The 21,277-nt window shown below is 58.0% G+C and carries 22 protein-coding genes; 4 read left to right on the top strand and 18 right to left on the bottom strand.

The features are described 5' to 3' along the window. Positions 1 to 82: 82 nt before the first annotated feature. Both NAC44_RS11090 and NAC44_RS11085 read left to right on the top strand, forming a co-directional pair. Complete coding sequence (locus NAC44_RS11090) at positions 83 to 1,303, top strand: bifunctional 2-C-methyl-D-erythritol 4-phosphate cytidylyltransferase/2-C-methyl-D-erythritol 2,4-cyclodiphosphate synthase (protein ID WP_250940772.1); 1,221 nt, start codon at positions 83 to 85, stop codon at positions 1,301 to 1,303. After that, positions 1,300 to 1,806 carry a CinA family protein gene (locus tag NAC44_RS11085; protein WP_250940770.1) on the top strand — a complete coding sequence of 169 codons (507 nt, stop codon included), beginning with the start codon at positions 1,300 to 1,302 and terminating at the stop codon, positions 1,804 to 1,806. Before NAC44_RS11090 ends, NAC44_RS11085 begins: the two co-directional genes overlap by 4 nt. Here NAC44_RS11085 and NAC44_RS11080 read toward each other — a convergent pair. The 3 genes from NAC44_RS11080 to NAC44_RS11070 are packed head-to-tail and all read right to left on the bottom strand — an operon-like array spanning position 1,791 to position 3,387. Then, positions 1,791 to 2,243 (bottom strand): type II toxin-antitoxin system RatA family toxin, encoded by a 453-nt coding sequence (locus NAC44_RS11080; RefSeq protein ID WP_250940768.1) that lies wholly within the window; start codon positions 2,241 to 2,243, stop codon positions 1,791 to 1,793. The genes NAC44_RS11085 and NAC44_RS11080 overlap by 16 nt on opposite strands. Positions 2,244 to 2,252: 9 nt before the next feature. Then, positions 2,253 to 2,825 carry a P-loop NTPase family protein gene (locus NAC44_RS11075; protein ID WP_250940766.1) on the bottom strand — a complete coding sequence of 191 codons (573 nt, stop codon included), beginning with the start codon at positions 2,823 to 2,825 and terminating at the stop codon, positions 2,253 to 2,255. 10 nt (positions 2,826 to 2,835) lie between these two features. Next, the gene (locus tag NAC44_RS11070; RefSeq protein ID WP_250941089.1) at positions 2,836 to 3,387 is read right to left on the bottom strand and encodes a P-loop NTPase family protein; all 552 of its coding nucleotides are present in this window, start codon (positions 3,385 to 3,387) and stop codon (positions 2,836 to 2,838) included. Positions 3,388 to 3,590: 203 nt separating this feature from the next. Here NAC44_RS11070 and NAC44_RS11065 point away from each other — a divergent pair, with 203 nt between their 5' ends. After that, positions 3,591 to 4,901: an MFS transporter gene (locus tag NAC44_RS11065; protein WP_250940764.1), complete on the top strand. Its 1,311-nt coding sequence runs from the start codon at positions 3,591 to 3,593 to the stop codon at positions 4,899 to 4,901. A gap of 55 nt (positions 4,902 to 4,956) precedes the next feature. Here NAC44_RS11065 and lipA read toward each other — a convergent pair whose 3' ends face one another. The 10 genes from lipA to NAC44_RS11015 form a co-directional block, all read right to left on the bottom strand. Continuing rightward, the gene (gene lipA / locus NAC44_RS11060; RefSeq protein ID WP_250940762.1) at positions 4,957 to 5,922 is read right to left on the bottom strand and encodes a lipoyl synthase; all 966 of its coding nucleotides are present in this window, start codon (positions 5,920 to 5,922) and stop codon (positions 4,957 to 4,959) included. Between the two features lie 138 nt (positions 5,923 to 6,060). Then, positions 6,061 to 6,309: a GlsB/YeaQ/YmgE family stress response membrane protein gene (locus tag NAC44_RS11055; protein ID WP_250940760.1), complete on the bottom strand. Its 249-nt coding sequence runs from the start codon at positions 6,307 to 6,309 to the stop codon at positions 6,061 to 6,063. Between the two features lie 66 nt (positions 6,310 to 6,375). Further along, positions 6,376 to 7,821 (bottom strand): dihydrolipoyl dehydrogenase, encoded by a 1,446-nt coding sequence (gene lpdA / locus NAC44_RS11050; protein WP_250940759.1) that lies wholly within the window; start codon positions 7,819 to 7,821, stop codon positions 6,376 to 6,378. A 77-nt stretch (positions 7,822 to 7,898) separates the two neighbouring features. Next, complete coding sequence (locus tag NAC44_RS11045) at positions 7,899 to 8,165, bottom strand: HP1242/YdcH family protein (protein WP_250940757.1); 267 nt, start codon at positions 8,163 to 8,165, stop codon at positions 7,899 to 7,901. A 96-nt stretch (positions 8,166 to 8,261) separates the two neighbouring features. Beyond that, positions 8,262 to 8,900: an SGNH/GDSL hydrolase family protein gene (locus NAC44_RS11040; protein ID WP_250940754.1), complete on the bottom strand. Its 639-nt coding sequence runs from the start codon at positions 8,898 to 8,900 to the stop codon at positions 8,262 to 8,264. Between the two features lie 60 nt (positions 8,901 to 8,960). Beyond that, positions 8,961 to 10,298 carry a pyruvate dehydrogenase complex dihydrolipoamide acetyltransferase gene (locus tag NAC44_RS11035; protein WP_250940752.1) on the bottom strand — a complete coding sequence of 446 codons (1,338 nt, stop codon included), beginning with the start codon at positions 10,296 to 10,298 and terminating at the stop codon, positions 8,961 to 8,963. A 15-nt stretch (positions 10,299 to 10,313) separates the two neighbouring features. Then, positions 10,314 to 11,687 carry a pyruvate dehydrogenase complex E1 component subunit beta gene (locus NAC44_RS11030; RefSeq protein ID WP_250940750.1) on the bottom strand — a complete coding sequence of 458 codons (1,374 nt, stop codon included), beginning with the start codon at positions 11,685 to 11,687 and terminating at the stop codon, positions 10,314 to 10,316. Positions 11,688 to 11,708: 21 nt separating this feature from the next. Further along, positions 11,709 to 12,755: a pyruvate dehydrogenase (acetyl-transferring) E1 component subunit alpha gene (gene pdhA, locus NAC44_RS11025; protein WP_250940748.1), complete on the bottom strand. Its 1,047-nt coding sequence runs from the start codon at positions 12,753 to 12,755 to the stop codon at positions 11,709 to 11,711. 176 nt (positions 12,756 to 12,931) lie between these two features. After that, positions 12,932 to 13,243 (bottom strand): FtsB family cell division protein, encoded by a 312-nt coding sequence (locus NAC44_RS11020; RefSeq protein ID WP_250940746.1) that lies wholly within the window; start codon positions 13,241 to 13,243, stop codon positions 12,932 to 12,934. A gap of 609 nt (positions 13,244 to 13,852) precedes the next feature. Beyond that, a complete protein-coding gene (locus NAC44_RS11015; protein ID WP_250940744.1) occupies positions 13,853 to 15,001 on the bottom strand; it encodes a septal ring lytic transglycosylase RlpA family protein in 1,149 nt (382 codons plus the stop codon). Between the two features lie 472 nt (positions 15,002 to 15,473). On the opposite strand from NAC44_RS11015, the gene NAC44_RS11010 reads away from it, so the two are divergent. Continuing rightward, on the top strand, positions 15,474 to 16,097 hold the full coding sequence (locus NAC44_RS11010; protein ID WP_250940742.1) for a GntR family transcriptional regulator: 624 nt from the start codon (positions 15,474 to 15,476) through the stop codon (positions 16,095 to 16,097). A gap of 160 nt (positions 16,098 to 16,257) precedes the next feature. Here NAC44_RS11010 and NAC44_RS11005 read toward each other — a convergent pair whose 3' ends face one another. The 5 genes from NAC44_RS11005 to cysG all read right to left on the bottom strand — a co-directional run bounded on the left by NAC44_RS11005 (position 16,258) and on the right by cysG (position 21,205). After that, positions 16,258 to 17,070 carry a ferredoxin--NADP reductase gene (locus NAC44_RS11005; RefSeq protein WP_250940739.1) on the bottom strand — a complete coding sequence of 271 codons (813 nt, stop codon included), beginning with the start codon at positions 17,068 to 17,070 and terminating at the stop codon, positions 16,258 to 16,260. Positions 17,071 to 17,217: 147 nt separating this feature from the next. Next, positions 17,218 to 17,727: a DUF934 domain-containing protein gene (locus NAC44_RS11000; RefSeq protein ID WP_250940737.1), complete on the bottom strand. Its 510-nt coding sequence runs from the start codon at positions 17,725 to 17,727 to the stop codon at positions 17,218 to 17,220. Positions 17,728 to 17,736: 9 nt separating this feature from the next. Beyond that, the gene (locus tag NAC44_RS10995; protein WP_250940735.1) at positions 17,737 to 19,407 is read right to left on the bottom strand and encodes a nitrite/sulfite reductase; all 1,671 of its coding nucleotides are present in this window, start codon (positions 19,405 to 19,407) and stop codon (positions 17,737 to 17,739) included. 8 nt (positions 19,408 to 19,415) lie between these two features. Next, positions 19,416 to 19,730: a DUF2849 domain-containing protein gene (locus NAC44_RS10990; RefSeq protein WP_250940733.1), complete on the bottom strand. Its 315-nt coding sequence runs from the start codon at positions 19,728 to 19,730 to the stop codon at positions 19,416 to 19,418. A gap of 2 nt (positions 19,731 to 19,732) precedes the next feature. Beyond that, positions 19,733 to 21,205 carry a siroheme synthase CysG gene (gene cysG / locus NAC44_RS10985; protein ID WP_420839921.1) on the bottom strand — a complete coding sequence of 491 codons (1,473 nt, stop codon included), beginning with the start codon at positions 21,203 to 21,205 and terminating at the stop codon, positions 19,733 to 19,735. Positions 21,206 to 21,277: the final 72 nt, after the last annotated feature.

Genomic DNA, 21,277 nt, shown 5'->3' with positions numbered 1-21,277 from the left:
GAGAAATTTTAGGCAGGTGCTGGAAAATGGGCAAAACCGACGATAGGAACCATGGCTGTCATGGCTATATCGAGGCGCAACAGTGAAGAAAAGACAGGAAGATGCAAGATCAACCGCCATTGTCATTGTGGCCGCGGGCCGTGGCGAACGCGCTGGCTCATCGAGCGAAGGGCCGAAACAATATCGGCAGATCGGCGGCAAGCCGGTTCTTGTGCAGACGCTGTTGCGCTATCGGGATTTTCTGCCGGATGCGACGATTGCCCTGGTTATTCACGCCGATGACGAAGCGCTTCTGGCGCAGGCGCTTGCACCCTATCCTGAGCTGCGCGATGGCCTGATTGTCACCCATGGCGGCAAGGAACGGCAGCAATCGGTTCTGGCTGGTTTGAAGGCGCTCAGCGATGTGAAACCGGACCATGTGCTGATCCACGATGCCGTGCGCCCCTTCTTCGACCAGCCTATGCTGGAGCGCATTCTGCAAGCGCTTGCCGCAGGCGCCCAGGCTGTTTTGCCTGCCATCCCGGTCACCGACACATTGAAGCGGGCAAGCGATGAGGGTTTCGTGGCAGACACGGTGTCGCGCCAGAAGCTTTATGCAGCACAGACCCCGCAGAGCTTTGTGTATGACGCCATTCTTTCCGCCCATGAACAGGCGGCAGGGAGCGGTCGCCATGATTTTACCGATGACGCCGCCATTGCCGAATGGGCGGGCATTCCGGTAAAGCTCATTGAAGGCTCACCCGACAATGTCAAACTGACGCTGAAAAGAGATCTCGCCATGGCCGATGCCCGTCTTTCGCAAAACCTGCTGCCGGATGTGCGCACCGGCAATGGCTATGACGTGCATCCGTTGATCCCCGGCGACGGCGTTACGCTCTGCGGCATTTTCATGGCCCATGATCAGGCGCTGCAAGGCCATTCCGATGCCGATGCCGCCCTGCACGCGCTGACCGACGCGCTGCTGGCCACCTGCGGCGCAGGCGATATCGGCGATCATTTCCCCCCGTCCGATCCGCAATGGCGCGGCGCGCCCTCGCGCATCTTTCTCGAACATGCGGCAAAAATCGTCCGCGATGCCGGCGGCACGATCATGAATGCCGATGTTTCCATCATCGCCGAAGCGCCGAAAATCGGCCCGCATCGGCAGGCCATGCGGGAAAAGCTCGCCGAAATCCTCGGCATTGCGCTGGAGCGCTGCTCGGTCAAGGCGACGACCAATGAAAAGATCGGCTTTGTCGGTCGCCGCGAGGGCATTGCCGCCATTGCCACCGCCACGGTGGTTTATCAGGGCAAACCCGCATGAGCCTGTTTGCCGCAGAGATCGAAACCGTCGCCAAGGCCATTATTGAAGACTTCACCCGGCGCGGCCTGACCATCGCCACCGCAGAATCCTGCACCGGTGGCCTGATTGCAGGCGCCTTGACCGAGATTTCCGGCTCTTCCGCTGTGGTGCTGTGCGGTTATGTCACCTATTCCAATCAGGCGAAGATGGACATGCTGGGCGTGCCTGCCCTGACCCTTGAAACTCACGGCGCTGTGTCGCGGCAGACGGCGCTCGCCATGGCACAAGGCGCGCTTTACCGTTCCGGCGCTGAGATCTCCATTGCCGTGACCGGCATTGCCGGACCGGGTGGTGGATCGGCGGAAAAGCCTGTGGGACTGGTGCATCTCGCAGCCATGAGCCGCAAGGGCTCAACTTTGCACCGGCAAATGCGCTATGGTGATCTGGGGCGTGAGGGCGTGCGGCTGGCGACGCTTGAAACCGCGCTGGAGATGGTGAAACAAGCCGCTCAGGACGCCCCATAAACCGCATCCGCCCGCTTCTCGAAAGCCTCGGAAAACATGCGGAACGCCCGGTCGAACATCGAGCCCATCAGCGTGCTCAGGATAAGGCTCTTGAATTCGTAATCGATGAAAAAGGTGACGGCACATTTGTCCCCGTCGACCTCCTCGAAGCGCCAGCGATTGTCGAGATATTTGAACGGGCCTTCGAGATATTTCACCTCGATCACCCGCTCCGCAGGCTTAAGCAAAACCTGAGAGAGGAAGCTTTCGCGGATCGCCTTATAGCCGACGCTCATATGAGCGATCAGCAGGGTCTTGCCATCCCGTTCCTTTTTCGACTGGATGGTCAGTTCCTCACAAAGCGGCACGAATTCCGGATAGCGCTCGATATCCGCGACCAGATCATACATACGGTCGGGCGAGTGATTGACGATGCGGCGGGTTTCGAACTTGGGCATGAAATCGACTTAATCAGACGCATCGACAAGATCAAGGAGCCGCGCCACATCCCGACGCGATTTTAACACCAAGACCGGCACATGCGGGCCGTAAAGATCGAAATTGCGGATGAAGATGGGGGCGTGTTTGCGCTCAAAATTCCAGATGTAGGAGAGAAATTCTCTGTCCGGCCATTTCTCGACGCATCCTGCGGCCATCGAAATCCTTGTTTTGCCATAATTTTGCATCGAACGACGATAAACACCCAGCAGGCAAAGCCATCGCGGCATGCGCACCCAAAGCACAATATCCGTCCTTGGCAAACGCAGATCAAAACTGGATGGATTGCTGCCATCCATCAACCAGCGCTCTTGCGTGATTTTTTGGGAGATGAGCGCCCGTTGCTCCTCGCGGGCACGGGCCTTCCAGCCGGGCAACCAGAAAAAGTCCCGGTCCATAGAGATAAAATCGAGACAAAATCGCTTGCAGAGCCGCATGGACAGAGTGCTTTTCCCCCCGCCAGAGCACCCAACCACCATCACCCGATTGCTGCCCTTCAGAATTTCAGCCGCAATCTCGACGCTTTCAACGTAATGCACCATGATTGACACCTCACGGGCGAATTTTGGCCAATTCCGATAGAAGGTCTACACTCTGTTTCCGAGACGTTACGACAATGATCGGCAGATCGTCTCGGGCCTTTTCAAACTGCTCGAGAAACTGCGGCACTTCGTTTTTCTCGAAATTCCAGACATATTTGAAAAAATCCCAGTCGATTTTTTCCGGGCAGCCTTCCGCCATTTCCGGCCGCACCGTGCCGCGATGTTTCAGCCAGCGGGATAAAATGCCATAGACGGAAACATGGCGCGGCGGACGCATCCAGATGACCAGATCGGCGCGGGCAAGACGTAGCCCCATCGTGCGGGGACTGTTGCCGTCGATGATCCAGCGCTCGCGCGCCGCATAGGCCGCAATACGCTGCGTCGCCTCTTCACGCGGGCGCAACTGCCAGCCGGGCATCCAGAAGACATCGCGATCCATGGAAATGTAAGTGAGATCTAACCGACTGCACAAAGCCTGTGACAGGGTGGATTTGCCGCTGCCGGAACAGCCTGCCACCATGATGCGGCGGCTTCTGGCAAGCCGTGACGCAGCGTCCTTCATATTCGTCACAAAGCTTGCCATTGCCGGGTTCCTCATGGGTCTGGCAGCGTTCTAGCAGGCAATAACATCGGCGAAAACGGCTCTCACGCGCAATTGGCATCTGTTATTTCCGGTTGGTGGCAGCGTCTGTTATCGCATGATAGCTTAAAGAAAAATTTTGCTATGTTATTCAAGAACAATAGTATTTTAACATGGAGGAATTCATGCCCTTTCCCTCTGCCGACAAGGCGCTCTCCGACGCCGGCTCCGGGCCGAGCCGCAGCCTGATCCGCATTATGCTGGCGAGCGTGATCGGCACCACAATCGAGTGGTACGATCTCTTCATCTTTGCAACGGCCTCGGCGCTGGTGTTCAACAAGGTGTTTTTCCCAAGCGTCGATCCGTTGACCGGCACGTTGCTCGCCTTCAGCACCTTTGCCTCGGCCTATCTGTCGCGCATGGTGGGTGCTGCCCTCTTCGGCCATTTCGGCGACCGGCTGGGGCGGAAATCGACGCTGATGATCTCGCTCAGCCTGATGGGACTGGCCACCTTCTGTATCGGCCTTTTGCCAACCTATGCGGAGATCGGCATATGGTCGCCCATCCTGCTGGTCGTTCTCAGACTGCTGCAAGGGCTGGCGCTGGGGGGCGAATGGGGCGGCGCGGTGCTGCTGGCTGTTGAATATGCGCCGCAGGATCGGCGCGGGCTTTACGGCTCCTGGGTGCAGATCGGCGTTCCGGCTGGCACCTTCATTGCCAATGCGGCTTTTCTTGTCATGTCATCGGTCTTGTCACCGGAGACGTTTCTCGCCTGGGGCTGGCGCATTCCCTTTCTGGTCAGCGTCATCCTTGTCGCCATCGGACTTTATATCCGTCTTACCGTCATGGAAACGCCGGCCTTTCGCCAGCACGCCAGACAGGCGCAGAGCCACCGCATTCCGCTGACCGATCTGTTTCAGACAAGATGGGCCACCGTGCTGCTTGGCGGCTTTGCTACGCTGTCCATCGGCTCGACCTTCAACCTGATTGCCGTTTTCGGCCTCTCCTATGGAACGCAGACGCTGAAACTGCCAAAACAGGAGGTGCTGACGATGATCCTGATTGCCTGCGCCATCTGCGTGCCGCTGCTGCCGCTGTTTGGCAGGCTATCGGACAGGATTGGCCGTAAAACGGTGATCATGGCCGGGATCATCGCTGAAATCCTGTTTGCCTTTCCGATGTTCTGGCTGATGGACAAGGGTGGCACGTTCGGCGCCCTTCTCGGTTTCGTGCTGATGATGACGGCCTTTGCCGCCAATTTCGGCCCGATTGCCACCTTTCTCGCCGAATTGTTCGACACCGGCGTGCGCTATACCGGGCTTTCCATCTGCTACATGCTGGCGGGTGTGCTGGGCAGCGCGCTGACCCCGGTCATCACCGCATGGCTGGTGGCCGCCACCGGCAATGCGGCGTCCGTCGCCTGGTATATGATGGGCGCATCGGCGCTTTCCGCAATCACGCTGTTGATGCTGTCACGCCACCAAAAGACGTTATAACTGAAAAGGGCGCCTGAGAACGAGGCGCCCTTTTACCAAAACACTGTATTTTGCCTCAACCGGCTGCGAGCAGCTTTTCCCGGTTGGCCTTCAGCCGGGCAAAATCATCGCCCGCATGATGCGACGAGCGGGTGAGCGGGCTGGACGAGACCATGAGGAAACCCTTGGTATAGGCAATATCCTCATAGGATTTGAACTCTTCCGGCGTGACGAAACGCTCCACCTTGTGGTGCTTGCGGGTGGGCTGAAGATATTGGCCGATGGTGAGGAAATCGACATCTGCGGTGCGCAGGTCGTCCATCAATTGCAGCACTTCGTTGCGCTCTTCGCCAAGGCCGACCATGATGCCGGATTTGGTAAACATGGTCGGGTCCAGCTCCTTCACCCGTTGCAGCAGGCGGATGGAGTGGAAATAGCGCGCACCGGGACGCACCGTCAGGTAATTGCCGGGCACGGTTTCCATATTGTGGTTGAACACATCCGGCTTGGCGGCAACCACGCGCTCCAGCGCACCGGGCTTTTTCAGAAAATCGGGGGTGAGAATTTCAATCGTGGTTTCGGGCGAGGCCGCACGGATCGCCCAGATCACCTGCTCGAAATGCTCCGCACCGCCATCAGCCAGATCGTCGCGGTCAACCGAGGTGATGACGACATGGGAAAGCCCCATCTGCTTCACCGCCTTGGCGACATTCTCGGGCTCTTCCCGGTCCAGCGCATTCGGCTTGCCGGTGGCGACATTGCAGAAGGCGCAGGCGCGGGTGCAGATTTCACCCATGATCATGAAGGTGGCGTGCTTCTTGTCCCAGCATTCGCCGATATTCGGGCAGCCCGCTTCCTCGCAGACCGTCACCAGCTTGTGGGAGCGCACGAGGTCACGGGTTTCCTGATAGCCCTTGGAGGTGGGCGCCTTGACCCTGATCCATTCCGGTTTGCGCAACACTTCCGTATCAGGCTTATGGGCCTTTTCCGGGTGACGGACGCGCTTTTCGCCCGGCTGGGTTCTATCGAGGATGGTAACCATCGTGGTGTCCTTTGCCGCCAAAAGGCGACCTTCAAAACCTGCATCATATCCCGTGCGCATGAGGTCACCGGATATGATGCAATTGATTGCTTTATGCATTTCCGGAGGAAAAACCGCTTATAGTTTCCCGGAAATGCTCTACTTGCGAACCAGCTTGGCGACGAACAGCAGAATGCAGCCGCCGATGAAACTGGTGATCAGATAGCCCAGCCAGTCGCCTGCGACGAAGATGTCGAAACGCCGCAGGATGGCATTGGCAATCACCGAACCGACAATGCCGATGATGATATTCATGAAAATGCCGAAACGCATATCCATGAGCTTTCCCGCCAGCCACCCGGCCAACCCGCCCACGATAATCGCCGTCAACCAGCCGACATTTTCCATGCAATCGCCCTCGCCTCAAGCATAAACCCGGCCCCTATATAGTAGGCCGGGCTTCATCAGGCAATCTTAAGCATTGAGGACTTTGCCATAGGCGTCGAGCACGGCTTCCTTCATCATTTCCGACAGTGTCGGATGCGGGAAGATGGTGTGCATCAACTCTTCCTCAGTGGTTTCGAGGTTCATGGCCACGACGAAGCCCTGAATGAGTTCGGTGACTTCTGCACCGACCATATGCGCGCCGATCAGCTCGCCCGACTTCTTGTCGAAGATGACCTTGATCATGCCCTGATCTTCGCCCAGCGCAATCGCCTTGCCGTTGGCGCCGAAGGAATAGCGACCGACGCGGATATCGCGGCCCTCTGACTTGGCCTTCGCTTCCGTCAGGCCAACCGAGGCGACCTGCGGATTGCAATAGGTGCAGCCGGGGATCTTGGCCTTGTCCATCGGGTGAACGCCAGGAACGCCCGCAATCTTCTCAACGCAGATCACGCCCTCATGCTCGGCCTTGTGAGCAAGCATCGGCGGACCGGCAACGTCGCCGATGGCATAGAGGCCGGGCACATTGGTCTTGCCGTAGCCGTCGATGACGATGCAGCCGCGATCCGTCTTGACGCCCAGTGCCTCAAGGCCGAGATTTTCGATATTGCCCTGCACGCCGACCGCCGAGATCAGACGATCCGCGGTAATCTGTTGCACCTTGCCGTCCTTGGTTTCGACATGGGCGGTGATGGAATTAGCGCCCTTCTCGACCTTCGACACCTTGGCTTCGGTGATGATCTTCATGCCCCGCTTTTCCAGCTGCTTGCGGGCCATGGCAGAGATTTCCGCATCTTCCACCGGCATGATCTGCGGCATGACTTCCACCACCGTCACATCGACGCCCATGGAGCGATAGAAGGAGGCGAACTCAATGCCGATCGCGCCCGAGCCCATGACGACCAGCGATTTCGGCATGAAATCCGGCTTCATCGCTTCGAAATAGGTCCAGATCAGCTTGCCATCCGGCTCGATGCCCGGCAGAGCGCGCGGACGTGCGCCCGTGGCGACGATGATATGCTTGGCGCTATAAGTGCCCTCACCCAGAACACCCTTCGGAACCGGGTTCTGCGGCTCGACGACCGGCTTTGTGGATTTGCCGACGACGATTTCATTCGCCTTGGTCAGCTTGGCCTCGCCCCAGATGACGTCGATCTTGTTCTTCTTCATCAGGAAGGCGACGCCACCGTTCAAGCGGGCGGAGACGCCACGCGAGCGGGCGACGACATCCTTGACGTCTGCCGTCATCGTGCCATTCAGCGTCAGACCAAAGCTCTTGGCGTGGTTGGCGTGATCGAGAATTTCCGCCGAGCGCAACAGCGCCTTGGTGGGGATACAGCCCCAGTTGAGGCAGATGCCACCCAGATGCTCGCGCTCGACAATGGCGGTCTTCAGGCCAAGCTGGGCCGACCGGATGGCCGTGACATAGCCCCCCGGACCGGAGCCGATGATGATGACGTCATAAGCATTCGACATGGGCGCTTCCACTCCTCGGTTTTCTTGAGACAGACCTGTGACAGTCTGCCCGTGACGGGATGGGAAGCGCGCCCGGCTCAAACCGCCGGTGTCTCGGCCTCCGGTTCGTGACGAACCAGCATCCCGTAAATTTCATCCTTGAGCCGCATCCGTTGCTTCCTCAGATCTTCCATATGGAAGTCATCGAGCGGCTCGATATCGGTTTCGGCGCGGTGAATCTGCCGGTTTATCTCGTGATAGGCGTCATGAAGGCGGGCGAAATGACCGTCCGTTTCTTTGAGATGCCGTATCAATGCGACAAATTGCGGAAATTCCTCTGCCAGTTCATGCGGTGTGTTGGCCATGATGTCATCTCCCCTCAAGGCTACGACAGCATGTTACCCTTCACACGCGGTTTATCCTTTGACACCAATCAATCCGTCATGCCCCTGCAAAGCACATCACAGGCCAAGCATCATGCGCACCACGGACTCCAGACCGCGCCCGATGGCGCGGGTGTTGTCGGCATCGAGATGAATGCCGTCGAGGGCCGTGGTCTTCGCCACCGAACCGGCATCGTAAAAACTGCACCCCAGCTCATCGGCTGCATCGCGATAAAGGCTCGCCAGCATCGCTGCCTCTTCGAGCGCATGATTGAACAGCGGACCGAACAGGCCATGGGCGGTTTCGCAGGTCGGCGGCGGCGCAACGATCAGCACATCGGGCGTTTCAAAATCGAAACCCCAGTCATGATGATGAACCAGCTTGACCAGACGCTTCACCCCATTGGTCGCGGCAATCGCCGTGCCCTGAATGCCGCGTTTCAGATCATTGGTGCCGAGCATGATGATGACGAGATCGAGCGGCTTATGCGTTGCCAGAACACTGGGCAGAAGTTTTGCACCATTGCGCTCGCAATCCGCCAGATGGTCGTCATAGGCGGTGGTGCGCCCGTTCAAGCCCTCGGCAATCACCCGAACACCGTGACCGAGCGATTTTTGCAAGACGCTGGTCCAGCGATCCTCATAGGCGTGACGGCCCAGATGGACCGGGTCATAGCCCCAGGTCAGGCTGTCGCCGTATGCAAGAACGGTTTTCATGCGCGCTACACCTCCCGAAAACGAGCGGAGAGGCAGCGGACGCCGCCTCTCCCGATCTCATCAGACCAGCATGCCCATCGGGTTTTCGATGTAGCCCTTGAAGGCGCCGATCAGTTCAGCACCCAGAGCGCCATCGACGGAGCGATGGTCAGTGGAGAGCGTCACGGTCATGACATTGGCCACCTTCATCTCGCCGTTTTTCACCACAACGCGCTCTTCACCCGCGCCGATGGCGAGAATGGTGGAGTGCGGCGGGTTGACGACGGCGGCAAACTGCTTGACGCCCATCATGCCCATGTTGGAGACAGCCGTGGTGCCGCCCTGATACTCTTCAGGCTTCAGCTTGCGCTCTTTCGCGCGCTTGCCGAGATCCTTCATCTCGTTGGAGATGGCAGACAGCGTCTTCAGTTCGGCCTTGCGGATGATCGGGGTGATCAATCCGCCCGGAATGGCCACAGCCACGCCGACATCAACGTTTTTGTGCTTGACCATATTGGTGTCGGTCCACGAGACATTGGCATCCGGCACATCGCGCAGCGCCAGCGCCATGGCCTTGATCACCATGTCATTGACCGAGAGCTTGTAGACCGGCTTGCCATCCTTCTGCGGCGCAGAAGCGTTGAGCTGGGCGCGCAGCGCCAAGAGAGCATCCAGTTCGCAATCCACGGTGACGTAGAAATGCGGAATGGTCTGCTTCGATTCCTGCAGGCGCTTGGCAATGGTCTTGCGCATGCCGTCATGCGGCACAAGCTCGTAGGAGCCCGGCTCGAACAGCTTGAGCACGGCCTCTTCCGACGGACCCTTGGCCATTGCCGGTTGAGCAGCAGCGGCAGGTGCGGAAGCCGGTGCCGCGGCAGGCTTGGCTGTGCCGCCGGAGACTGCCTTTTCGACATCGCTTTTCACCACACGACCCTTGGGGCCGGTGCCGGAAATCGCCTTGATATCGAGACCGGCTTCCTTCGCCAGACGGCGGGCAAGCGGCGACGAGAAGACGCGCTCACCGGAGGTTGCCGCCGGAGCGGCAGCCTGTGGAGCCGGGGTCGCGGCCTGGGCCGGTGCCGGAGCCTCTGCCTTTTGAGCAGGGGCTTCAGCCTTGGGAGCCTCGGCCTTCGCGGGTGCGGCACCACCGGCGGCAGCCGCTGCGGCAACATCTTCGCCGTCAGCCGCCAGAATGGCGATGAGCGAATTGACCTTCACAGCCTGCGTTCCAGCCGGCACGACCAGTTTCGCCACGACGCCTTCGTCCACGGCTTCCACTTCCATGGTCGCCTTGTCGGTTTCGATCTCGGCGATCACATCGCCGGATTTAACCGTATCGCCTTCCTTGACCAGCCATTTGGCCAGATTGCCTTCTTCCATGGTCGGAGAAAGCGCAGGCATGGTAATATTGATCGGCATGAGCCTCGCCTCCTCTTACTTGTAGCAGACGGCTTTGACGGCCTGGACCACTTCGCCGACATTCGGCAGAGCGAGCTTTTCGAGATTGGCCGCATAGGGCATCGGCACGTCCTTGCCGGCAATCGAGATGATCGGCGCATCGAGATAATCGAAAGCCTCGCGCTGCACGGTATTGGCGATGAAGTCGCCAACGGAAGACTGCGGGAAGCCTTCTTCCACCGTGACCAGACGGCCGGTCTTCTTCACCGATTCGATCACGGTCGGCAGGTCCATCGGACGCAGGGTGCGAAGGTCGATCAGCTCGACATCGATCCCGGCAGCGGTCAGCTCTTCCACGGCCTTGACGGCATAGGTCATGCCAATACCCCAGGAAACCATGGTGACGTCCTTGCCGGCCTTGTGAATGCGGGCCTTGCCGATCGGCAGAACGAAATCATCCATCTTCGGCACTTCAAACGAGTGACCGTAGAGAATTTCGTTTTCAAGGAAGATGACCGGGTTCGGATCGCGGATCGCAGCCTTCAACAGACCCTTGGCATCGGCAGCCGTATAGGGCTGGATGACCTTGAGGCCCGGAACATGGCTGTACCATGCGCCGTAATCCTGGCTGTGCTGAGCGGCCACGCGGGCAGCAGCCCCGTTCGGACCGCGGAACACCATGGGCGCACCCATCTGACCACCGGACATATAAAGCGTCTTGGCGGCGGAGTTGATGATCTGGTCAATCGCCTGCATGGCGAAGTTGAAAGTCATGAACTCGACGATCGGGCGCAGACCCGACATGGCGGCGCCAACAGCGATACCGGCAAAGCCATGCTCGGTGATCGGGGTATCGACAACCCGGTTCGGGCCGAATTCCTGCAACAACCCTTGCGTGATCTTGTAGGCGCCCTGATATTCGGCGACTTCCTCACCCATGATGAAGACATCCGGATTGGCGCGCATTTCCTCGGCCATGGCTTCGCGCAGCGCTTCACGCACCGTCATCGTCACCATTTCGGTGCCTGCCGGAATGGCCGGATCGGAAGCCATTTCAGCCTTGGGAGCTGCCGGAACCGGAGCCGCAGCAGGTGCAGGTGCCTCAGCGGCAGCAGGCTCACTGGCTGCGGGTGCCGCCTTGGACGTGCCGATGGCATCGGCGCTTTCACCATCCTGCAACAGCACGGCGATAACCGTGTTGACCTTGACATTGGCGGTGCCGGCATCGATCAGCAGCTTGCCGATCACGCCTTCATCCACGGCTTCCACTTCCATGGTCGCCTTGTCGGTTTCGATTTCAGCGATCACATCGCCGGATTTGACGCTATCGCCTTCCTTCTTCAGCCATTTGGAAAGCGTGCCTTCCTCCATGGTGGGAGAAAGGGCGGGCATGAGAATATCGACTGGCATGGGCTAACCCTCCCTTTCGCCTTAGAGCAGAATATCGGTGTAGAGCTCGGATACATCCGGCTCCGGATCGGCCTGGGCGAAATCGGCGCTATCGGAAACGATGTCACGCACCTCTTTGTCGATGGCCTTGAGATCGTCTTCGCTGGCCCAGCCCTTTTCCATCAGCCGTGCCTTGACCTGCTCGATCGGGTCATGCTCGGAGCGCATCTTCTGCACTTCATCCTTGGAGCGGTATTTCGCCGGGTCGGACATGGAGTGACCACGATAGCGATAGGTCATCATTTCCAGAATGACCGGACCATTGCCCGCGCGGCAGTGCTCGGCAGCCTGATCGGCTGCTGCCTTGACGGCGCGCACATCCATGCCATCCACCTGCATACCGGGAATGTTGAAGGAGACGCCACGCTGGGAGAAATCCGTCTGGGCCGATGCGCGGGCAACCGAGGTGCCCATGGCGTAACGGTTGTTTTCGATGATGTAGATCACCGGCAGGTTCCACAGGCGAGCCATATTGAAGCTCTCATAGACCTGACCCTGGTTTGCCGCGCCATCGCCGAAATAGGCGAGCGAGACATTGTCATTGCCGCGATATTTGTTGGCGAAAGCGAGACCGGTGCCGAGCGAGACCTGCGCGCCGACGATGCCGTGACCGCCATAGAAATTCTTCTCTTTCGAGAACATGTGCATGGAGCCGCCCTTGCCCTTGGACAGGCCGCCGCGACGGCCGGTCAGCTCCGCCATCACGCCGCGCGGGCTCATGCCGCAGGCCAGCATATGGCCGTGATCGCGATAGCCGGTGATGACCTGATCACCATCCTTCAGCGCCATCTGCATGCCGACCACAACGGCTTCCTGACCGATATAGAGGTGACAGAAACCACCGATGAAGCCCATGCCATAAAGCTGACCGGCCTTTTCTTCAAAGCGCCGGATCAGCAGCATTTCGCGATAGGCCTTCATTTCCGTGTCGCGGTCGAATTCCGCCACAGCTCCGACGTCGAATTCATCCTTGGCCGATTTGGCCGACGATTTGCGGCCTGAAGCAGACGCATTTTTGCGAAGCGCCATTCATCCCTCCCTGGGTTTTGCAAGGGTTTGTCGTTGTGACACACCATAAGCAAGAAACGCCCGGGCCGCAATGCATTAAATGCAAGTCTAGCATTCAATATAAATAATTGATTTTTATTGATTTATTGAGATTAACCAGATTTCAGTTAATTCAGAACCCCCTACAAAAAAGGAGGTTATCGATTGAAAATCACAATCTCGTCCGGGCGCGACATGTTAAGCTGGAATCGTGCTTTTTCATCAACCATATCTTTATCCAAAGATCCGTCGCTGAGCATTTTGACAGCCGTTTCAAGCCGTTTGCGCTTCTTGACCAATGCCGCCAACTCATCGTTACGCACAATACGCAAGGCATCGAATTTCTTGGCGGCTTCAAGCCCATACTCGCCATGGACACAATGGTAACCGAAATAGCTAACAAAAGCGACGGTAACGGCGGGAAGGACGAAACGTCCGAGTTTTCTGTTCTTATGATGACGTGTCCACATAGGGAACTCGGAACTTTCGACACTGGAGCCAGTCAGCAAGGACGACGACCGCACCTCACTGAAAAGACAAGAGATAACACAAAAATCGACAGCGTGACGGCATCCGTTCACGGACCGACGAATTCGTCACGAATTAAAATAATGGTAATGGGAAATGATTAACCGAAGATTGACCATAAACCTTCGCCTTTAACTCGTCACCGGTTGAACGCGGTAAAGCATGTCGCGTTTTATTGTCCTCTCTAAAACAATAACGAACATGCAAAAAAACAAAGGCTTAAAGCAGGTTGACTGAGGCTGATAAGCCGCCATACGCTTTACAGCGCGGTGCGCCAAATATGGCGCATAAAGATCATTGTAACGCTTTTCATCTGCTGCATCATTTTCACCTTCAATCCTACCCGATTTCAGGAGTGATGCAGTCGTATATCGAGCAACGTTTTCCCTGCTACGCAAAACATAATGGCGCATTAAACAGGAAAAAATTCACCTTTAAATTTCCAAGAAACAAAGGCCGCAACCAACCAGCACGTGCCCTAACTCTTCTCACGAGAAGAAAGAGCCCATCCGCGTGATCGTGAATGGGGTCTCTTATATGCCAGCCAAACTTCAGCCGTCCCCTGACCCTGTGAAGGAAACAGGTTGTGCACCAACGTGCCAGCCAGGAGGAAGACCGCCATTCGATGCGGGCGCATTAAAGCTCTTGTGCTCCACCGGTCTTCTGTAACTTGCAGCAGCACGGGGTGCAGAATACGCTACAGGTTCTACAGCTGCAGTGCGCACCGGCTGACGGGCCACGGCAACAGGGGCGGCAGACGGCTGCCAGCGTTGGGAAGACGGCGCCCGCTGAACCGATGGCGACTGACGCACGACCGGAACCGGCAAATCGGCCGAAGCAACGAGATTTGGCTGAATAGACGGCTGCGAAGCAGGTTTGCGATAGGCAACCGCTTCCACATTGCTCGAACGAGTATGGGTCACGCGCTCGCTTCGGACCGGAGTTGGCCTCGAAGAACCACCACCGAGACGATCAAAGAAATTTTCCAGCGTATTGGTATTGCTGTTCGATGCCACCATGACATCGGAACCATATCCGCCATCGGGGGTAATGCGCGGACCACGATCACCCTTGTGGATATAAGAGGCCAGCATATAGGGCGCGTCATTGCCCTCAAGCGGCGCCGGGCCGACATATTTCACCCGCACATGCGCTGTTCCGTGGCCACGCACATCTAGAAGCTCGGCAGCGCGCTGGGAAAGATCGATCAGGCGGTTCTGATGAAATGGTCCGCGATCATTGACGCGAACGATCAACGAACTTCCTGTGTCCAGATTGGTAACACGGGCATAGCTCGGCAACGGCATGGTCGGGCTGGCCGCAGAAATACTGTACTGGTCGTAAATCTCACCATTGGCAGTATAGCGCCCATGAAATGCCGAACCGTACCATGAGGCGAGGCCAACCTTGTCATAACCGGGATTTTCCCGGGGGGTATAGACCTTTCCGGCCACGGTATAGGGATCGCCAATCAAACGGCGACCGCCACCTTTGGGAACCGGTCCGTTTTCAACGACACGCTTGCTCGCCTTCACGCCATAGGCGGATTCAGCGAAATATTCCTTGCCATGCTTGCGATACGCCGTCTTGCCGGTCTCTGCCGTACCACAGGACGATACAGCCACGCCGGCAAACAGCAGCGATGCAAGCCGGAACCCGACAACCGCATAATTCGACAGCTTCAAAACACGCACACCCATCATCGCACCAAGACTGAGACTTGGACCGCGACGCGGCCACCCAATACCCGTACCCGCAAAACCAATCCCTCAAGCAAACGCCGATGCCTTATTATCATGGGGACAAAATGGCAGAAATGCGAATATGGTTAAAGACTTACCTTAAAAAGCTCAGGTTATGGTTAATGTTTTATTAAAATGCGATTCAAAGTGACGCGAATGCTGTTGATGTTTCGTTGTTTGATCGGCCTCCTGCCTGCGATGACGGAAAGAACCCCACGCTGCATTCGTGCCTGTTTAACGCGTGCAGGTCATTTTAGCCGCGGAAAGGCACAGTATCGAGAACACATATTGACGTTCTACCTTCGCAGCGTCATTCAGAACGTGCACTTTAACGATATTCGCAGTTTTCAGCACGCATAGCACCTGATATTGCAAGCGGGCATGACGGCCTTTCAAAAAGCGGGACGATAGTCCTTTTTGCGGAGAATTTATGCCTCAGCACCAAATGTCCTTAAGTCATCTTGCCTATCGCCAGTTGGAACAGATGATCGTGACGCTGAAGCTTCTGCCGGGTAGCACGATCACGGAACGGGAGCTGATCCTGATGGCGGGTTACGGACGTACACCGGTGCGTGAGGCCATCCAGAAACTGCAATGGCAGGGGCTGATCGAAGTGCGGCCCCGCGTTGGCCTGCGCATCAGCCGCATTCATCCGGAACATCACCAACAGATCATGATGGTTCGCGCCGAATTGGAACCGCTTGCTGCCTCTCTTGCAGCCAGACACGCCACCGCCGACCAACGCACGACGCTGGACGAATGCGCAGACGCCATGGAAAATGCCTCCCGCCTGGGCGATCTGGATGCGTTTCTCAGCGCTGACAAGTATTTTGATGAAGTTCTGGAAAGTGCCTGTCCCAACGGCTTTCTGATCTCGGCGCTCCAGCCGCTGCAAACTCACTCGCGCCGCATCTGGTATGCTGGCGCAACAGTTGACAAACTTCATGTCGCAGCGGCCATGCATATTGCTGTCATTCGTGCCGTTAAAAGCCGTGACCACGCCCAGGCGCAAGAGACGATGCGCGCGCTCATCGGCCATATCAGGCAATCATAGGGCTTTTCAGTCCTTCACGAAAACACTGAAAAGCCCTAACTCTTTGCTTCTGGCAGTCCCGGACAGAAAATTGGCAACCGCTTCCTCCGGAAATGCTCTCTGTTCTGCGCATTTCCGGACGGGAAACCGGGCATCCACTTTCCCTGGAAATGCTTGTGGCTCAGCCAACGAAAGCGCGCTCAATAACGAATTCGGCGGGTTTGTTATTGGCGCCTTCGTTAAGACCTGCCTTTTCCAGCAGCAGCTTGGTGTCTTTCAGCATGGCGGCCGAACCGCAGATCATGCCACGATCCACCTGCGGATCGAGTGGCGGCACGCCGAGATCGGCAAACATCTTGCCATTGTCGATGAGATCGGTGATGCGACCCATGAAAGGATAATCCTCACGGGTGACGGTGGCATAATGCTTCAGCTTGTCGCCGACGATTTCGCTCAGCATTTCATCGCCGCGGATCTCGTCGATCAGATCGAAACCGTATTTCAGTTCGGCCACATCGCGGCAGGTATGGGTGAGGATGACCTCCTCGAATTTCTCATAGGTTTCCGGGTCACGGATCAGGCTGGCAAAGGGGGCAATGCCGGTTCCGGTCGAGAACATGTAAAGCCGCTTGCCAGGCGTCAGCGCATCAAGCACCAGCGTACCGGTCGGTTTCTTGCGCATCAGCACCTTGTCGCCCGGCTGAATGGCCTGCAAATGCTGGGTCAGAGGTCCATCCGGCACCTTGATCGAAAAGAATTCCAGCTCTTCATCCCAGGAGGGGCTGGCCACTGAATAGGCGCGGTAGAGCGGCTTGCCGCCGACCATCAGGCCGATCATGGCAAATTCGCCGGAGCGGAAGCGGAAGCCTTGCGGGCGGGTCATGCGGAAGCGGAACAGGCGATCGGTATAATGCGTCACGCTCAGCACGGTTTCGGCATAAACGCCTTCCGGCACGATCAGTTCGGCTTGTTCGGTTCTCACAGGAGCATTCATCGATAGTTCAACCTTGCATCTCGTCTTCGCCCGCAATCGAGGCTTCCTATACACCCAGTCCTGCTGGGGAGAAAGCCCGGATGCGGCACACCAGCCGTTCGGCGGGCACATAAGACCTGTTTCGTTACGGACAGAGATCACACGCCATCAGCCGGCCACACTGCGTCTGCGCCAGCTGAAACCGCCCTCTGCCGAAGCCGGTCGTGCAGCAGGCTGATAGTGGTTATCGATGCCCGGCAGACGTCCCTCTTCCAGCCGACGGATTGCCACGGAATTCGTCACGGCAAAGCTGGTAAAGCCGGTGCGCAGCATCAATGGCACCTGATCGATCAGCACATCGCCCACGGCGCGCAATTCGCCCTGATAGCCAAGGCGCTCGCGCAACAGAGAGGCGTGGCTGAAACCGCGGCCATCGTTGAAAGCGGGAAACTGCACCGCAATCAGTGCAATCCGGTCAAGATGGGACTTGAGCCGCATCACATCATCGGCAGGACGGACCAGAACGCCGAGATCGATGTCATTGGTCTCCTCGACGGCATGGAGAAAATCGTCAAGCGGCAGGAGCGCACGCTCACCCTCGCCAGCCTTTACCTCCTCGGTCTCTATAATCCAGTTGTCCTTTTCGGCAAAGCCGCTTTCTGTCCAGATACGGGTCATGAAAAATCCTCAAGCGGCTTCGGCGGCAGCGCCATAAAGCGCATCCTTGAACGGTTTCGGGCCAACACGGCGATAGGCTTCAAGGAAGGTTTCCTCGGGGCTGAGCCGCAGGGCGAGATAGGTATCGACCACGGTTTCCACCGCATCCGTCACCTTTTCCGGCTCGAAACCGCGCCCTATGATTTCGCCGATGGAGGAGTTCTCATCGCCGGAACCACCCAGCGTGATCTGGTAGAGTTCCGTGCCCTTCTTTTCCACACCGAGCAGCCCGATATGGCCGACATGGTGATGCCCGCAGGCATTGATGCAGCCGGAAATCTTGATCTTTAACTCGCCGATTTCCGCCTGACGCGCCTGAGAGCCGAACCGTTCGGAAATTGCCTGCGCCACCGGGATCGAGCGGGCATTGGCCAGCGCACAATAATCCAGCCCCGGACAGGCGATGATGTCGGTGATCAGGTTGGAATTGGCGGTGGCGAGATTGGCCGTCTTCAGCGTTTCATAAACGGCATAAAGATCGGCCATGGCGACATGCGGCAGGATCAGGTTCTGCTCATGGCTGACACGGATTTCATCGAAACCATAGCGTTCGGCGAGATCCGCAACCAGTTCCATCTGCGCGTCCGATGCATCGCCCGGAATGCCGCCGATCGGCTTCAGCGAAATCGTCACCATGCCGTAATCGGGGTGCTTGTGCGGCTGCACATTCTGCGCCACCCAGGCGGCGAAACCGTCATCGGCCTTCTTCGCCTTGGCCAGCACTTCCCAGCCCTCGGGCCGGTCCTTCAGCGCGGGCGGAGCGAAATAGTGTTCGATGGCGCGAATATCGGCCTCCGGCAATTTCAGAACGCTGTCGCGCAATGCGGCAAATTCGGCTTCAACCTGCTGCGTCAGCTCTTCCGTGCCGGTTTCATGCACAAGGATCTTGATGCGAGCCTTGTATTTGTTGTCGCGACGGCCATTCAGATTATAAACCCGGACAATCGCCGTGACATAGGAGAGCAGGTCTTCTTCCGGCAGAAAATCGCGAATCTTCTTGGCGATCATCGGTGTGCGCCCCTGCCCGCCGCCGACATAAACAGCAAAGCCGAGCCTTCCAGCCTCATCCTTTTTCAGATGAAGCCCGATGTCATGCACCTGAATGGCAGCACGGTCATGAGGCGCGCCGGTGACGGCGATCTTGAACTTGCGCGGCAGGAAGGAAAATTCCGGATGAACGGAAGACCATTGCCTGAGAATTTCGGCATAGGGGCGCGGATCGGCAACCTCGTCGCGGGCCGCACCGGCAAAATGGTCGGCCGTGACATTGCGGATGCAATTGCCCGAGGTCTGGATGGCGTGCATCTCCACGCTGGCCAGATCGGTGAGAATATCCGGCGTATCCTTCAGCTTCGGCCAGTTGTACTGGATGTTCTGCCGGGTGGTGAAATGGCCATAGCCGCGATCATATTTGCGCGCCACATGGGCCAGCATCCGCATCTGCTTCGCATTCAGCGTGCCATAGGGAATGGCGACCCGCAGCATATAGGCATGCAATTGCAGGTAAACGCCATTCATCAGCCGCAGCGGCTTGAAGGCATCCTCGGTGATCTCCCCGGACAGACGCCGCGCCACCTGGTCGCGAAACTGCTCCACGCGGGCGGAGACGAAGGCGTGGTCGAACTCATCGTAACGATACATGCTTATCCTCAGGCGGCAATGAAATCGGGATCGGCAAAACCATGGCCTTGCGTATAGGCAATGGTCGGCCCTTGGGCGCGGATGCGCTCACGCAGGCGAAGCGGCCACAAAATGCCGTCGCGTTCTTCCACATCGACGACATTGACGTCAACGACGAGATTATCGGCAAAGGCGCGCTTGCCCGTGTCTTCCAGAGCAGCAACGGCCTCGGCATGGCGGGCGACAAAAGCGCTCTGCAAGTTTTCGTTCCAGTGTCCGGCGGCATCGAGCCAGACAGCAATGCCATCCGTCAGCCTGTTGGCGGTCAAAACCTTGTCTGCCATGGTCATACCCTCATCATCTCGTTTTCAGCCGCAATGGTCTCGCTTAGCACCTGCGATCCGGCGAAATTGGCGCCCGCAACCGCATCGCCAATGATCACCATCACCGGCCCCGTCAGTTCCGTTCGGGCCTCAAGACCCGGCAATTCCTTCAGCGTGCCATGCATAAGCCGCCGCGTGGCGCGCCCGGCATTTTCCACCACGGCAACGGTGGTGTCCTCGGCAAGACCCGCCTTGATCAGCCGCCCCGCAACGGAGGCAGCCACGCTGCGCCCCATATAGACGGCAACGCTTGCGCCGGAAAGCGCCAGCCGCGCCCAGTCGGGCAGAACATCGCCATTGAGATCGTGACCCGTGGTAAACACCAGCGAGGACGACACACCGCGCAGCGTCAAAGGCAGCTCGAAATCCGCCGCCGCCGCCAAGGCTGAGGTAATGCCCGGCACCACCTCATAGGCAACATTCGCGGCACGCAGCGCCGCCATTTCCTCGCCTGCCCGGCCAAAGACCAGCGGATCGCCGGATTTCAGCCGCACCACGCGCTTGCCAGCCTTACCAAGCTCAACAAGAAGATCGTTGATCTCCTCCTGCGATTTGCTGTGGCAGCCCTTGCGCTTGCCGACGGAAATGCGCTCGGCGTCACGACGGCCCATATCGACCACGGCCTGCGGCACAAGCGCATCGAAGACGATGGCGTCGGCCTCCATCATCAGCCGATGCGCCCTGAGCGTCAGAAGATCTTCTGCCCCAGGCCCTGCACCCACCAGATAGACCTTGCCTTCCAGCCTCTGCGCCGCAGCACCTTTCAGAAGCCGTGTAGCAAAGCGCCTTGCCTGACTGACATCGCCCGCCTCGACGGCATCAGCCACATCACCCTGAAAGAAGGCACGCCAGAACAGCCGACGGGCCACGCCGCGCGGCACGAGCTTTTCCACCGCCCCACGATAGCTTGTCGCAAGACGCGCCAGACGGCCAAGCGAACGCGGCAATTGCCGATCAATCCCGGCACGGATCATCTGCGCCAGAACGGGGCCAGCCCCTTCCGTGCCGATCGCCACGGCAATCGGGGCGCGATTGACCAGAGCCGGTGTATAGAAATCGCAATAATCCGGCTGATCGACGGCATTCGCCGGAATTTTCGCCGCCCGGGCCGCTTCCACGATCTGCCGGTCCAATTCACTCTCGCCGGTGGCGGCAAAAACCAGCGTCAGCCCGGCGAGACAGTCTGGCGTAAAACTGCGCGCCTCGACCGCATAGCCCTTGCGCTTCAGAAATGCCGCATAGGCTGGCTCGGGGTGATCGGCAAAGGCCACGACATCCGCCGAGGTGTTGGACAAGAGCCGCGCCTTGGCAAAGGCCTCGTCACCATTGCCGAACACGCCAACCTTCACCCCTTCCACACGGAAGAAGGCGGGAAAAACGGCAAGCTTGTCGCTGTCAGTGGTCACGGGACTGAAATCCTTCAATGATGTCGACATTATCTGTGGGCCGGGGCGAAATTTGAAGAAACATAAAACTGTCTGCCGCTCCACAACGATATTTCTGTGCTA

The organism is Allorhizobium sonneratiae (assembly GCF_023700755.1).
GTDB classification, from domain to species: Bacteria; Pseudomonadota; Alphaproteobacteria; order Rhizobiales; family Rhizobiaceae; genus Allorhizobium; species Allorhizobium sonneratiae.
Note: the sequence above shows the minus strand (reverse complement) of the source record. Positions and strands in the feature narration are given on the sequence as shown.

What these genes read in the sequence shown, in the direction of transcription:
- NAC44_RS11065 (WP_250940764.1), top strand. Translation starts at nt 3,591, where the DNA reads ATGCCCTTTCCCTCTGCCGACAAGGCGCTCTCCGACGCCGGCTCCGGG.
- NAC44_RS10995 (WP_250940735.1), bottom strand. Translation starts at nt 19,407, where the DNA reads ATGTATCGTTACGATGAGTTCGACCACGCCTTCGTCTCCGCCCGCGTG.
- NAC44_RS11020 (WP_250940746.1), bottom strand. Translation starts at nt 13,243, where the DNA reads ATGTGGACACGTCATCATAAGAACAGAAAACTCGGACGTTTCGTCCTT.
- NAC44_RS11030 (WP_250940750.1), bottom strand. Translation starts at nt 11,687, where the DNA reads ATGCCAGTCGATATTCTCATGCCCGCCCTTTCTCCCACCATGGAGGAA.
- NAC44_RS11075 (WP_250940766.1), bottom strand. Translation starts at nt 2,825, where the DNA reads ATGGTGCATTACGTTGAAAGCGTCGAGATTGCGGCTGAAATTCTGAAG.
- lpdA (WP_250940759.1), bottom strand. Translation starts at nt 7,821, where the DNA reads ATGTCGAATGCTTATGACGTCATCATCATCGGCTCCGGTCCGGGGGGC.
- NAC44_RS11010 (WP_250940742.1), top strand. Translation starts at nt 15,474, where the DNA reads ATGCCTCAGCACCAAATGTCCTTAAGTCATCTTGCCTATCGCCAGTTG.
- pdhA (WP_250940748.1), bottom strand. Translation starts at nt 12,755, where the DNA reads ATGGCGCTTCGCAAAAATGCGTCTGCTTCAGGCCGCAAATCGTCGGCC.
- NAC44_RS11080 (WP_250940768.1), bottom strand. Translation starts at nt 2,243, where the DNA reads ATGCCCAAGTTCGAAACCCGCCGCATCGTCAATCACTCGCCCGACCGT.
- NAC44_RS11005 (WP_250940739.1), bottom strand. Translation starts at nt 17,070, where the DNA reads ATGAATGCTCCTGTGAGAACCGAACAAGCCGAACTGATCGTGCCGGAA.
- NAC44_RS11055 (WP_250940760.1), bottom strand. Translation starts at nt 6,309, where the DNA reads ATGGAAAATGTCGGCTGGTTGACGGCGATTATCGTGGGCGGGTTGGCC.
- NAC44_RS11015 (WP_250940744.1), bottom strand. Translation starts at nt 15,001, where the DNA reads ATGGGTGTGCGTGTTTTGAAGCTGTCGAATTATGCGGTTGTCGGGTTC.
- NAC44_RS11040 (WP_250940754.1), bottom strand. Translation starts at nt 8,900, where the DNA reads ATGAAAACCGTTCTTGCATACGGCGACAGCCTGACCTGGGGCTATGAC.
- NAC44_RS11035 (WP_250940752.1), bottom strand. Translation starts at nt 10,298, where the DNA reads ATGCCGATCAATATTACCATGCCTGCGCTTTCTCCGACCATGGAAGAA.
- NAC44_RS11085 (WP_250940770.1), top strand. Translation starts at nt 1,300, where the DNA reads ATGAGCCTGTTTGCCGCAGAGATCGAAACCGTCGCCAAGGCCATTATT.
- NAC44_RS10990 (WP_250940733.1), bottom strand. Translation starts at nt 19,730, where the DNA reads ATGGCAGACAAGGTTTTGACCGCCAACAGGCTGACGGATGGCATTGCT.
- NAC44_RS11070 (WP_250941089.1), bottom strand. Translation starts at nt 3,387, where the DNA reads ATGAAGGACGCTGCGTCACGGCTTGCCAGAAGCCGCCGCATCATGGTG.
- NAC44_RS11045 (WP_250940757.1), bottom strand. Translation starts at nt 8,165, where the DNA reads ATGGCCAACACACCGCATGAACTGGCAGAGGAATTTCCGCAATTTGTC.
- cysG (WP_420839921.1), bottom strand. Translation starts at nt 21,205, where the DNA reads ATGTCGACATCATTGAAGGATTTCAGTCCCGTGACCACTGACAGCGAC.
- NAC44_RS11000 (WP_250940737.1), bottom strand. Translation starts at nt 17,727, where the DNA reads ATGACCCGTATCTGGACAGAAAGCGGCTTTGCCGAAAAGGACAACTGG.
- lipA (WP_250940762.1), bottom strand. Translation starts at nt 5,922, where the DNA reads ATGGTTACCATCCTCGATAGAACCCAGCCGGGCGAAAAGCGCGTCCGT.